6 protein-coding genes are annotated in these 14,030 nt (G+C 62.9%); all 6 read right to left on the bottom strand.

All coding sequences use genetic code 11. From position 1 onward, the window contains the following. Positions 1-97 precede the first annotated feature (97 nt). The 6 genes from P3T17_RS31815 to P3T17_RS31790 all read right to left on the bottom strand — a co-directional run bounded on the left by P3T17_RS31815 (position 98) and on the right by P3T17_RS31790 (position 14,024). Entirely contained in the window at positions 98-1,528 is a 1,431-nt protein-coding gene (locus P3T17_RS31815) for a peptide synthetase (protein ID WP_429410676.1), read from the bottom strand. 379 nt (positions 1,529-1,907) lie between these two features. Then, entirely contained in the window at positions 1,908-4,037 is a 2,130-nt protein-coding gene (locus tag P3T17_RS31810; protein ID WP_429410674.1) for a TonB-dependent siderophore receptor, read from the bottom strand. A 382-nt stretch (positions 4,038-4,419) separates the two neighbouring features. Next, positions 4,420-6,444 carry a Fe(3+)-hydroxamate ABC transporter permease FhuB gene (gene fhuB / locus P3T17_RS31805; RefSeq protein WP_429410672.1) on the bottom strand — a complete coding sequence of 675 codons (2,025 nt, stop codon included), beginning with the start codon at positions 6,442-6,444 and terminating at the stop codon, positions 4,420-4,422. Next, a complete protein-coding gene (locus P3T17_RS31800; protein WP_429410670.1) occupies positions 6,437-7,447 on the bottom strand; it encodes an ABC transporter substrate-binding protein in 1,011 nt (336 codons plus the stop codon). The genes fhuB and P3T17_RS31800 overlap by 8 nt, the downstream gene beginning before the upstream one ends. Beyond that, positions 7,444-8,235, bottom strand: a complete 792-nt coding sequence (locus tag P3T17_RS31795; RefSeq protein WP_429410668.1) for an ABC transporter ATP-binding protein — start codon at positions 8,233-8,235, stop codon at positions 7,444-7,446. Before P3T17_RS31795 ends, P3T17_RS31800 begins: the two co-directional genes overlap by 4 nt. Before the next feature lie 29 nt (positions 8,236-8,264). Continuing rightward, positions 8,265-14,024 (bottom strand): amino acid adenylation domain-containing protein, encoded by a 5,760-nt coding sequence (locus P3T17_RS31790; protein WP_429410665.1) that lies wholly within the window; start codon positions 14,022-14,024, stop codon positions 8,265-8,267. Positions 14,025-14,030: the final 6 nt, after the last annotated feature.

Raw genomic sequence — 14,030 nt, 5'->3', positions numbered from 1 at the left:
GCGGGGGAACCGGCGCCCTTGTCCCAGGCTTTCCGGTGTTCACGGCGCTCGGCAACGATACGGCCACAAAAGAACCGCAAGTGCCCTCGCGCGATGCTCAGGCCTCGGCCTTCGCGTCCAGTTCGGCGACCAGCGCCTGCACCCAATCGTCGGGGATGATCGGCTGGTGATAGGTACACTCGCCGGAGACGACGGTCGAGCCATGCAGGCGTCCATCAGGGATCAGCACCATGTCGCCCTCGTTCATCTTGAGCTGCATGCCGACGTTACCCCAGAAAAGCATTTCGCCATCCTGAATGGTCACGAGACGATGGTCGTTGTGAACGTGCGTGGTCGAGCACATCTCATGCGGCTCGACGAAGGTCTCACGGTCGATGCCCGGGCATTCCGCATCGATACGCGTGCTGATGCGATGCGCGAAATCGACGTAGCGGCGAATCGACGAAAGCCACAGCAGTTGCTCGCCAAGATCCCAACGGGCCCGCTCGGCGAGACGCTCGGCAGCCGCGACGCCTTGCACAGCCTGCGTGAAGGCAGTGGCGCCGAACTGGCGCTCGATGCCCTGCAACGCCTGCGTGAAGCGCGCCACCAGTTCGGTCTTGCGCTCAGCTGCGTCGCTGCGGCGGCGTCCGGCAGGCTGCAGATGCGCACAAGCGCGCTCAAGTGCGAGACCGAAAGCGAGCCACTCGGCTTGCGCCGCAAAGGCGGCGCCGACGAGTGCGAACGCGCGATCCGGCCTGCGTCCCAGCGCATACAGCAGATTGCACTTCGCCATGCTGGTGGGCAAGTAGAACTGCCAGTACGCATGTTGCTGGCGCGTGACGCCACATGCACCAGCTACACGTTGCAGCAAAGCATCGTCAGGGAGATCGCCTTCGAGCGCCGGATGCAACTCGGCAGGGAGCATATCGAACAGGCCGCTTGCGGCAGCCTTCGCCAACGCGCGGCGCTTCGACGGCGCCAGCGCCCAGCGCTGGACCATGATGAAGCGCAACCCTTCCTCGAGATAATCGTTGCGCATCAGGCGCTCGAATGTCCCGCTCCAGAATGCGGTTTCGTCGTCGACAATCCGCGCAAGGCGTCCCGCCGCCGTGGCGGCATCCGTTTCGATGCCCTGGTCCTGAGCGAGGTATTCGAATGCATACGACTCGAGGAACGGCGCGAGTTGTGCGCCACGCACCTGGACATCGTCACGATAGAACTCGCTGAAATGTTGCCACTCCGCCGCCTCTGCGCTGCGCGGCAGGCGCGCGATGCCTAGCTCATAGATCGATAGCAGCGTACGGTTTGCAGCCAGCGACGGCAGACGGCTCACGTTATGTTGACGGACCGGCTTGGCGAACTTGAGGAACTCGAAGTCTTCGGGGCGCAACGGACGCCGGTGGTAGTCGTCATCGAGTAGCAACTCGTCGACGGTGGCGCTGCGAAACGATTGGGCGGCGGCGAACTGCTTGATCAGCTCTACGTACTGTTCGCTTTTGCCGGCGAACGGCGCAAAGTCGAATAGCAACGGCGTAGCTTGCGTCATGGCGATATTTCCTGTGAGTGACTCGGGAGTGCGCTGCACGACAGCGTCGGCATAGCATGCACAGCACACCTCACGAATGGCTGGCGGATAACAAATGCGGCAAACGCGACAAACCCGGCAGACACACCGCCGGCTCGACATGCTGAATACAAATACGAATGATTATCATTTATACAAAATTAGACATGATGCCCAGTCTTGTCAAGTTCTTTCAGGTCAAGCTGGCTCCGAGGCGGCGCGTTTCCACAAGCGCTACGAACGCGCGGCGCTGTGCGTGAGGTCCAGAGACCAGCGCGCGGCCACGCCGTAAAGCGGAGCCGCGCATTTCATGCAGCCGCATGCGCGAAGGAATTCGCGCGCATGCCTCGATTTGCCCACGTTAGAAATCCGTGCGCACCGTCAACATCAGGTTGCGCCGGTCCCCGAACTGGCTAAAGTACGTTCCGGGCGGACGCACGTAGTACTCGCGATTGAACATGTTGTTCAGCGTCAGCGAGGTATCCACGTGCTTGTTGATGCGATAGCCCACCTGCGCATTGAAGATCGCATAGCCGCCCTGCTCTACACCACGGGTAATCTCGCTTTGAGCCAGCATCCCGCCGCCCACCGTCACGCCCTTCAGGAGTCCTTGCGAGAGGCGGTAGCTCGTCCACAGCTTGAACAGATGTTTCGGGTCCGTGCCGTCCGAGTAATTGGCCGTCTGGTTCGTAAAGCTTTCGTTCAGCAGGGTGTAGCCCGCATACACATTCCAGTTCGGCAGCGGCTCCCCGGTGACTTCGAACTCGAAGCCCTGGTCACGCGCCGCGCCGCCGGCGATCGAACCCGTCGGATTGTCGGGGTCCGTGATCGCGACGTTGTTGGTGTTGATGCGGAACAGAGCGGCCGTCGCACCAAGGCGTCCGTTCAGGAACGTGCCTTTCAGGCCGGTTTCGTACTGGTCACCTGTTGCTGGAGGCAACGCCGCACCCGTATAAGTGGTCGCCGTCTGCGGCTCGAAAATCTTCGAATAGCTGACGTATGCGCTCAACCAGGGAACGATGTCATAGACAAGTGCCGCCGACGGCAGGAACTTGCCATTCATCCGTGCTTCCGTGCTCCAGTCGGATACGCTCGGCAAGATGGTCTGCGACTCTTCATTGAAGAACGTTTCGCGCGCACCGAGCACGAGTGTCAGCGGCTTGGCGAGATGAATCCTGGCCTGTGCGTAGACCCCGTATTCCTCGGTCCGGATGTTGGAACCATACGTGAACGGCACGTTGACGCTCGGCACCGAGTCCGCATCGAAGACGTTGTAATCGCCGTCAGCGAATGGCCCCGTGAGGGAGACAAAGCCGGACTTGGTAGTCTCGTTCTGCAGCGAATAGTTTGCCCCGACGGTCAGCGTATGAGTCTGGCCGAACAGATTGATCGGGCCCGACACATGGGTATCGGCGCCGAACCAGTCGTAGGTAATGCGCTGCCGCTGATCGCCGTAGGCCGAGAGGCCGTCGTCGGTGACGCCCGGGCCGGAATAGGCGTAATTTGTCGACTGCAGTTCATGGCGATAGAAGACCGTGGTCGACGACTGCCAGTCGTTCTCGAAGCGGTGCGTCAGGTTGAGATTGGTTTCCGCCAGCGACGTGTAGCTGTAATTCCAGCTCGGGCTGAAGTTTTGCGAGTACGAACTCGGCAGCCGCGTGCCGGAGGCCGTTTCGCCGATACCATAGTCGAAGCCCGACACCGGATTGACCTCATAGGCCGCCGACAACGACAGTGTCGTGCGCGGATTGAAGTCGTAGTCGAGCGCGCCGTACACCATGAACTTCTTTTCGCGCACGCCGTCGACCGATTGCAGTCCATCGCTGCCCACGATCACCGCGCGGCCACGCAACGAGCCGTCCTTGTTGAGCGGCCCGGTCACGTCGACCATCTGGCGCACAGCGCCGAACGAGTCGATCTGCGTCTCGGTTTCCAGATGGAACGTGTTCTGCGGACGTTTGCGCACGAGGTTGACCGTACCGCCGGCATCGGTCGGATCGGCTGCACCCGTCATCACACCTTCCGGACCGCGGAACACTTCGATGCGGTCGTACATGGCCAGATCGAACTGGGTCTGATACTGCAACCCGCTGACAACCGACACGCCGTCGAACTCGACACCAAGGTAATTGCCGCGCGACCTGTAATAGGCCGTGCCATCGCCGTAATTCAACGCTTCGACGCCCGTGACATAGAGCAGCGCATCCTGAATCTGCGTCATGTTCTGGTCGTCCATGCGCTGACGCGTTACCACCGAGACCGAGGCCGGAATCTCCTGCAGCGGTTGTGCTACACCGCCCGCGACCGTCGCGTTGCGGGCCCGGTAGGAGCCGCTGTCCTCGGTGGTGGCATCGCTGTCGCTCGTCACCGTAACGGCCGGCAGCACACTGCTGTCACCTGTCGTGCTTGCTGGCGCCGATTGCGCCCGGGCGTGCCCGGCCCACATCGCAATCAGCGAAATCGCCACCGGCGTCAGCCGGGACTGGAACAAGCGAGCTTTCGCTCGCCGCTTACTACGGCTATGGTCCATGGTTGTTTTCATCGTGGCTGGCAAATTCTCGGCGTGAAGACACAAACCCGTCGGGTCCTTTGAAAAGGACAACTAACGAGGCATGTCAGGATGATGTATTCGTAGCGAAAGTGAATCGCGGCTTTGCACTTTCCCCAGCACCGCGAACAGCAATAGACCACTCTCGCGCAGTGGATGCCTCACGCGGACGCGCTATGCGCCAGACATCTCGTTATCGCGAATAAGATGTTAATCGATAACGATTCTCATTTGCAAATACATTTTGAGTTTTGTCTGTTGTTTGTGACCTGTGGTCCGTATAGAGGGCGAAAGCCCGGCGCGAAGCACCGGGCTTTCGGAGCGCTCAGGTGGACGCAACTGTCTTCCGCAGAGTCAGCGCAATCAGATAAGGACCGCCTATTAACGTCGCGACAAGGCCAGCCGGCATCTCCTGAGGGAACATGACCTGGCGACCAAGCCAATCCGCGAAGCCCATCAGCAACGCGCCGACGATCGACGCCACGAACATCTGCACTGCAGGCCGGCGCGCGCCCGAATAGCGGGCGATATGCGGCGCGATCAGCCCGACAAACGAAAGCGGGCCGACCAGCAACGTGGCCGTGGCGGTGAGCAACGCCGCTAGCAGCAGGATCGCCAGGCGTGCCCGCGCCACGGGCACGCCGAGGCTGTCTGCCATCGGCGCGCCCAGGCTCAGCGTTTCGATCCAGCGTGCCATCAACGGGCCGAGCACCAGTCCCGCTAGCGCGACGGCAGCGGCCGCATAAGAAGCCACGGGTTCGATGTAATAAGTCGAGCCGACCACAAGATCCATTAGCAGACCTGCACGTGGATCGCCGCTAGCCAGCGTCGCGCTGACGATAGCCTCGAACAGCGCGCTAATCCCGACACCGATCAGCAGCAGCCGGTCCGGCGCGAACGAGGCGCGGCCGCCCAGCCACAATAGCAGCGCAAGCGTCGTCATAGCGCCGGCGAGGCAGCCCGCAAACAGGATCCCAGGTGTTGGATCGAGTCCTGCGAACAGGATGATGACGATGCCGAGGGCGCCACCAGAACTCACGCCGAGCAGATCGGGGCTCGCCATCGGATTGGCGGTGACGCGCTGGATCAGCGTACCGGCGACCGCCAGCAGCACACCTGCCGACATCGCCGCGATGGCGTGCGGCAGCCGCCAGAACAGCAGCGCGCCGATCTGCGCAGGACTGGCAACGTGCCAGCCGTGGACACCGCGCGATATGCCGAAGGTCAGCATCAGCACCACGACAAGGCCGACCACTGCCCACGGCAAGCGTCTACCAAGACTGACTTCCGGTGCATGCGCGATGGCGCTCGCATGCAGATCAGGCTGGCTGCGCAAACGCGGCAGCAACAGCATCAGCAAGGGAACGCCGAGCAACGAGGTGACCGTTCCGGTGGGCACCAGATGCGCCGAGAACAGTTCCGTTGAAGACACCATCTGGACGATTTCATCAGTTGACCACAACAACGCCGCGCCAAGCAAAGGCGCCCAGATCAGGCGCTGTCTGAGTCGCCTTGCGCCAGCGAGGCGCGCCAGCGTGGGTGCAGCAAGGCCGACAAAGCCGATCACGCCGACCGTCGACACGACGCAGGCCGTCAGGACTACCGAGATCAGCAGCGCGGCAAAGCGCGTGCGTTGCAACGAGATGCCGAGGCTCTGCACGGTCGAATCGCCGGCCTCGAATACGCCCAATGGACGGCGCAGCAGCACAGTCGCGACGACACAAGCGAGCACACCCCACAGAAGTTGCCGGCTCTCCTGCCAGCCGCTCTGATCGAGCGCCCCGCCGCCCCAGATCATCAGCCCGCGCAGCAGGTCGAAATGGGACATGCAGATGGCGAGACTGATGGCGCCGCAGTAGAGGTTGACGATCATCCCTGAAAGGATCACCGAAAGCGAAGACATCCGTTGCCGCCACGCGAGCCCGAACACGAGCAGCATCGCCAGGCCGCCGCCGGCGAGCGCCACTACGGTACGGCCACCGGTGACCCAGGATGGCGCCCACAACTCGGCGATCATCAACGCGAGGTACGAACCGGGGAAAATGCCAAGCGTCATCGGCTCGGCGAGCGGATTGCGCAGCACCTGTTGCGCCAGCGTGCCCGCCAGTGCCAGTGCCGCGCCGCACAGCAAGGTCATGGCGATACGCGGCAGTAGGCCGTCGCGCACGAGCACCTGATGCAAGTCAGTGCGGTTCGGTGCAAACAGCGTCGTCCAGAACGAGGCGCCGTTCAGTTGGACATGGATACCGACGATCGCGAGAATCAGGGCAACCGCCCCAAGCACGCCGACGAGCGCCGCCCGAAAATCGCGCGGTGCAGCGGGCACAGATGCAGCAGTAAGGTTACGCAACGCCGCCTCCGCCGTTGTCGATTGTGGCGAGCGCCGTCGCCACTGCCTGCGCGAAACGCTGCATCGAAACCAGTCCTCCATACGGGGCGATCACAGGCAGGACGGCAATGCGGCGCTCGCGCACCATGGGCAGCGCCTGCCAGATCGCATTCTTCCTGACGCCGGCACGTGCGGAGGCCTCCAGCGGACCCACCAGCAGCAGGCTTGCCTGCTGGACATCGGCAAGGCGCTGCACCGGCACCATCGCGAAGCCCTGTTCCGTACGCCATGGCTTGCTTCCCGCGCCGGGATTGGCAGCATTCTGGACTCCTAGCTTCCGCAACATCTCGTCGAACAGGCTGCCTTGCGCATAAACGCGCAGATGGCGGTCGTCGACCAGATCCGCGACGAGAACCGGCGCGCGCAGCAGCGCAGGACGCGCGCCGAGTTGCGCCCGCACGTTAGCGGTGTTGCGATTCGTCGCGGCGATCAGGTCGGTTGCGCGCTGCGGTCTCTGCAGTTTTGCGGCGAGTTCGCCCGTCTCGTTCAGCAGCGCTGGATAAGGCGTATCGCTCGACATGTAAGCGCCGAGCGTGAGCGTCGGCGCGATACGCTCGAACCAGCGTTTGGCGGGGGCATGTCCCGGCGTAATGATCATCAGATCCGGCGCCAGCGCCTGCAGCATCTCGAAGCTCGGCTGATACAGTAGCCCCACATCGGCCACACTCGCGGGCAGCGGCGGCTCGACAATCGTATTGCGATACCAGTCGGGCAACGGTGTGCCGACCGGTGCAACGCCCAGTGCGAGCAGCGTCTCGGTCAATTCCCAGTTCAGGGTGACGATGCGGTGAGGCGCGGGCTCGGACGAAGTGCTCTGTGTCTGCGTAGCAGCCCAGGCGCTCGCCGAACCAAACGCGTCAAGCATGCTGAACGCACCGAGCGCGCCGAATCCTGCAAGCAGCCTGCGGCGTAGCGGGTCCGTGCGCGGAATCCTGCTCGCAGGTCGAATGACGGGTTTGGTCATCGCGGAAATCCAATCGCATAGCCGCTCTGCGGATCGGTGAGCACACCCATCGGCACCCCGTAGATGGCTTCGAGGCTATCCGGACGCATGATCTCCGCAGGACTCGCCTGCATCAGCACCTTGCCGCCGCGCAGCGAAATCAGCTCATTGCAGAAGCGCGTCGCCATGTTCACGTCGTGCAGCACGACGATAGCGGTCATGCCGCGCTTTTCGCACAGCGAACGGATCAGCCCGAGCACTTCGATCTGGTGACTGATATCGAGCGCCGAGGTCGGTTCATCGAGCAGCACGCAGCGACTGTTCTGCGCGATCAGCATGGCCAGCCAGACACGCTGACGCTCGCCTCCCGAGAGACTGTCGACGGCGCGGTCCGCGTAACGCGCGACGTCGGTCCATGCCATTGCTTCCTCGACGCGCGCGTCATCATCTGCCGTGACGCGGCCCAGCGCGCCATGCCATGGATAGCGGCCCAGTGCGACCAGTTCGCGCACCTGCAGGCCATCCGTAGATGGCGTGTACTGCGGCAAATGCGCTACTTGCTGCGCGAAGCGACGGTGCGGCCAATTCTCGAGCGGGGTACCGTCGAAGTAAATCGTGCCGCGCGTCGGCTGATGCAGGCGCGCCAGCAGCCGCATCAGCGACGTCTTGCCCGAACCGTTGTGGCCGATCAGACCCACCACCTGGCCCGGTGCGATATCGAGCGAAATGGATTGCAGCAGCGGCCGGTCGCCGATTGAAAAATCGACGTCGGAGAGCTGGTAAAGCGAGGAACCGCCTGATGACTGCATGACGAAAGCTGTGGTCCGGTTTTAGGTTGTCAGGATGAGATATCTGTGTCGCTTGTACTTGTGCGTGTCCGCGCCTCTTGCATGCGCAGCAGCTTTTGCAGTTGGGCTTTTACGCTGGCATGCAGCGCCGGATGATGCACGATTCCGGTGTGGCTCGCTTCGATTTGGACTGCTTCGACTGCCGCGGTTGTATACGGACGCCAGTCGCGCTCGCGGCCCGGTACTTCATCGCGGGCGGCGTGCCAGAAAGTAATCGGTACGTCCAGGGTCGGCAATGTGTGGGCGAGGCGCAAGCGGTAGTGCAATGCGTCCAGTTCGGCTGCCCGTGTGAAGAGCGCTTGCAGTTGTGCGCCGTCCGTCTGCTGTTCCAGCCATGCGGAAAGATCGCCCTGCGCATGCTCCTCGTCCGGTGCTGCGTCAGCGGTACGCGTCGCCGTGTCGAGCAGTCCGAGGAAATCGACCTGATGGCCGCGTGCGCGCAACTGCCCGGCAACCGCCGCCGCCAGGCGCCCGCCGAATGACCAGCCAAGCAGCCGGAATGGCCCTTCGGCTTGCGTCTTCAGCACGCGCTCGACGCATGCTTGCGCAAGTGCTTCGAAACTGGCAGGTTGATCGTGACGTGCGAGTGCTGTTGCATCGAGCGCCTCACTCGTTGAATCCCCCGCATCAATCGCGAAACCCGGCGAACGCAACGCGAGTACGCTGGCGGTCCCTTGTAGCGCAGCGGCAAGAAAGCGGTATTCGCCGACAAGTCCAAAGCCTGGGTAAAAGCAGAACAGCGTGAGCGGCGCACCGGTGGCGTTCAGCGGCTGCATGTCGATATCGTTTGCCGTGCCGTAAGGCGGGCACAGCAACGCCTCGGTGTAAAAGCGCTGACGCCACAGTTCGAACGCATCAAGTTGCCCGGGTTCGGTTGTGGCGGATACGGACGTTTGCGAAGCCACCGTCAGGCCATTGAACAGATGCCGCTTAGGTGTTCCAAGTCCCGGTTCATCGATCGCCGTGGCGGCCGTGTGCGATGAGTCCGCGCTTTGTGATGCACCGGCCAACGGATCCACCGGTTGAGCCAATGCCCGCACATGTGTTTCGAACGCGTCGATCAGCCTGCCAAGCTGCGCCAAATCAAGCGCATCTGAAGCGACGCTCCACTCGAGTTTCAGGCAACCGCCTGCGATCAGGCCATTCAGGTCCAGCACGTGACGTGGCCCGTTGGCTATGTTCGTGCCGATGCCGTTGCCGCTGTCTTCGGGAGCAAACGTAAAGTAGTCTTCGCTGAGCCGCTCTTCGAAACGTCCGAGGTAGTTAAAGCCAATCGTCGTGGGAGGCAAAGCCGCCAGCGCGGCACGCGTCGAGGCCGAGCCACCGTAGCGGAACAGGTTGAAATGCATGCCTTCCGCGGGCACCGTCTGCAGCAGGTTAGCAATTTCGCGGCGCGTCGACTCGAGTTGCGGTGCGGCACTAAGGCGTAGTGGGTACTGCGTGGTAAACCAGCCCACCGTGCGGCTCAAATCGAGCCCAGGAATGCAATCGCGGCGACCATGCCCCTCCAGTTCGACGATCACGGGCAGCTGCGGCAAATGCTCGGCACATGCCTGGGTTAGCGCAGTCAGCAGCACTTCGTCGATACGCCTGCCAGAGTCGGTGAGCTGACGCGTTGTCTGCGCATCGAGTGTCCAGTTGCGATGCTGCGTGTGGCCTTGGGTGGTGGATGAAGCGATCGCGCGTTGGCGTGACGGAGCGGCATCCGTGGTCGTCCCCAGTTGTTTCTGCCACCATGCTAGTTCGCTCAGATGCTCGGGCAAACTGGCGTATTCGGCGAGACGTCGAGTCCATTCACTCCATGCGGTACTCGCTCGCGGCAGCAGCGTCTGCGTGCCGGACAAACGTGCCGCCTCGTACGCATTCAGCAGATCGTCGAGCAGGATGCGCCACGACACGCCATCGACCACCAGATGATGGACGACGACCAGCAGTCGTGCGCCATCCGCTGTGCTCATATAAGCCGCGTGGAGTAGCTTGCCGGCAGCGAGATCGACACTGTCGTGCACTTTGTCTGCGACTGCTTCGATTGCCACCACTGGGTCAACGGAGGCTCGCAGATCTACGATGCGCAATACGTCGTTGGAAGACTTCGGCGGCAAAATGGTCTGCGACCACTCACCCGTCTGCGGATCGCGCCGAAAGCTCGCACGCAGCGCGTCATGCGTGCCAAGCACGGCATCGAACGCCGCTCGCAGTGCTTCGACGTCGAGCGCCTCGGCACTACGCAGCAGTACTGCCTGATTCCAGCGTGCAGGGGCGTCCGGATAGTGCTCGAAGAACCAATGCTGCATCGACGCGAGTGGTGCCTCGAACGGGACGTTCACAAGCGGTTCATCCGCTGCTGGCGCGACACTCGCCCGCGCAACACGCGCCAGACCACGCACCGTGGGATGCTCGAATACCTGGCGGGGTGAGACGACCCAACCCGCGGCGCGCGCCTGCGCAATCACCCGCAGGCTGGAAATCGAATCCCCGCCGAGCGTAAAGAAGTTATCGGTTACGCCGAAGTCAGTGCGGCCGAGCACAGTCTGCCAGACTGCCAGCAGCGCCGTTTCGATCGGCCCTGCCGACGGTATAGCGGCACTTTGCACCGCATCGTCCGGCTCGGACAACGCACGCCGGTCGAGCTTGCCGTTAGGTAGCGTCGGCAACGTATCGAGCGCGATGCAAACCGAGGGCACATGCGAGGCTGGCAGCGTGCGCGTCAGCTCTTCGCGCACGGCATCTGGATTGGCGGACCCGGTGAAGTAGGCGACAAGGCGTTTGCGCTCTCCTTCCCCCTTCAATTCGACGATAGCCTCGCGGACCTGAGCGACGCGCCGCAGTGCGACTTCGATTTCGCCAAGCTCGATGCGGTGCCCGCGCAGTTTCACCTGCTGATCGATCCGCCCGAGGAAATCGATGATACCGTCGGCACGCGCACGGCACAGATCGCCGCTGCGATAGACGCGCGAACCCGGCGCGCCATACGGATCCGGCACGAAGCGTTCGGCAGTAAGCGCAGGCCGCGCCAGATAGCCCTGCGCGAGGGTCGCACCGCCGATGCACAACTCGCCCAGCGCGCCGTCCGGCGCGCGATTACCGTCGAGATCGGCGACATACGCATGACGCGCCGGATAGCAGCGGCCAATTGCGACAATGGCGTGCTGCGCATCGTCGCGCGAGACCGGATGATGCAATGCCGCCACGGTGGTCTCCGTCGGACCATACAGATTGTCGATCGCGACGTGCGCTAGCGGGCCTTCGTACCATCGCTGCAATGCGTCGCCAGGCAACGCTTCGCCGCCTACTGTGATCTGTCGCAGCGCGATATCCTCCGCCGGCGGCAACGCGATGCGCCATTGTTGCCAGAGCGCAGTCGGAATCCGCGCGAACGTCACGTGCTCGGCGCAAAGCGTGCGGTTCAGCGAGGCGAGCTCCCAGGCCTGCGGCCCGCGCATCACGACGCGGCCACCCACCATGAGCGCCGGCAAGAGTTCATGCAAGGCCACGTCGAAATTGATGGTCGACGACTGCAGCACGATGTCGGACTCGACGATCCGATGGTCGTGCAGGAAGTCTTCCAGATGCAGCGCGAGCGCGCGGTGCGTGATTGCCACGCCCTTCGGCGTGCCTGTTGAGCCAGAGGTGTAGATGACATAGGCGAGCGCATCGGGGTGCACGGACCATACGGCATCATCGCAATTCGCGGTGCTATCGGAGGCATCAGGCCGTACCGCGGATGCAAGCACCGTACGCAGCGGAGCGAGCAATGCGCGGCAATTGCTCCGAGTCGTTTCGTCGACGATCACACGTGTCACGCCTGCATCGGCGATCATCGCCTGCAGTCGCGCTGGTGGGTAATCAGGATCGAGCGGCACAAACGCGCCACCCACCTTGAACACGCCGAGCAACGCTGCAGGCAGAGCCAGCGAGCGCTCCAGCAGCAAGCCAACTCGTTCGCCCGCAGCGATACCGTCCGCGCGCAACGCAAGCGCGATGCGCTCCGCCCACGCGTCGAGCGCAGCGTACGTTATCGCTTCGCCCTCGCAACGCAGGGCGACACGCGTCGGACATTGGCGCGCACGTTGAGCTATCCGCTGGTGTGCCGCGATAAACGAACCGCGAGGGATGTCCGGTGCGGTTCCATCCCCTGTCTCTCGTTCGACATCGGTCGGAGTGCTGACTTCATCGCTGCGCGCGTCGTACCGCACATGCTCTTCAATTCCCCGGCGCACAGCCAGATCGCCCACGTTGCGCTGCGGTTCCGCCGCGACCTGTTCAAGCAGCTCGACATAGTCGTCAAGCATCCGCTGCGCGGTCGCTTCGACAAAGCGATCGCATGAATAGGTCAACGCAAGCTGTAACGTGCCACCCGCTCCGCGATCCTGCGCATTCAACGCGAGATCGAAGCGTGCGGTCGGCGCAACGTCGAGTATCGATTCGACCGCAAGAGGGCTGTTCCCGGCGGTCCTGGCGGACTGCGCCTGCGTCTTATCAGCGACATCGGCCGCAAGATCGAACATCACCTGAAACAGTGGTGAGCTATCGAGGTTGCGCTCGATTGCAAGCGCTTCGACCAGCCGCGCGAACGGCACATCCTGATGAGCCTGCGCTTCTAGCACGCGCTCATGGACGGTGCGTAACAGCGTATCGAACGGCTGTCCGCCAGCGAGGTCCGCGCGGACGATCAACGTGTTGACAAAAAAGCCCACCAGCCCTTCCAGCTCGGTACGTCCACGCCCTGCAGTGGGCACGCCGACCACAATCGTGCGCTGCCCCGAATAGCGGTACAACAGCACGTCGAACACGGCCAGCATCACCGTAAAGAGCGTCGTACGCCGGCTACGCGCGATCTCACGCAGCGGCTCGGCCAGCGCGGCGGGAATCGACAGCCGGACGAGGCCGCCGTCGTGGGAACGGGTCGCGCGCGGCGGCACGTCGCGCGGCAGCGTGAGCGCAGCAGGAACACCGTCGAGCCGTTCGCGCCAATAGCCGATCTGCCGCTCGAGCAGATCGTTGGCCGACCACTCCCGCTGCCACACTGCGACGTCTGCCAGTTGCACCGGCAACGGCGACAGGTTATCCGCACCGCGATAAAACGCCAGCAGATCGCGGAACAGCACATTCATCGACCACGCATCGGCGACGATGTGATGCACTACGAACTGCAGAACACACCCCTGTCCACCCGTCTCGAACAAAGCGACCCGCAGCACCGGACCATTGACGAGATCGAACGGTTCGCAGGCGAAATCGCGTAGCGCCTCGGCGAGTGTCGCCTCGTCGTCCGCGAGGGTATGCTGTACGAAACCGTAGCTGGCATCAGGTGCCGGATATTGTGTCGGCACGCCTTCTTCCGCATCGAAACGCAGCGTCAGCGCTTCGTGCCGGCGCACCAGTTGGCGCAATGCGCGATGCAACGCGTCAACATCGAGAGCATTTGTCAGCCGCAGAGTGTGCGTGATGTGATAACCCGCGTGATGCGGATCGAGACACCACAGAAACCATAACCGCTCCTGTGCAAACAGCAGCGGAAAGCGAGCCGGTCTCGGCAAAAGCGGAACAACCGGCAGCGTGTCTACGTCGAGCCCCTGAGCCCGCGCGCGGGCGCGAAACAGTGCGCGCTTGTCTTCCGGAAGTGCCGCGTACTGCTGCGCGAGGCGTAACGCGCCGGACGGCCGGCGAACCGCGTCCGGCGATGTATCGGGCGTTACGGGTGTGTCTTTTACACCGGGCGCAGAGAAAGAGTGATCCGTCACGTTCATCGTTTC

Source organism: Paraburkholderia sp. GAS82 (assembly GCF_050436285.1).
Classification (GTDB): domain Bacteria; phylum Pseudomonadota; class Gammaproteobacteria; order Burkholderiales; family Burkholderiaceae; genus Paraburkholderia; species Paraburkholderia phenazinium_B.
Note: the sequence above shows the minus strand (reverse complement) of the source record. Positions and strands in the feature narration are given on the sequence as shown.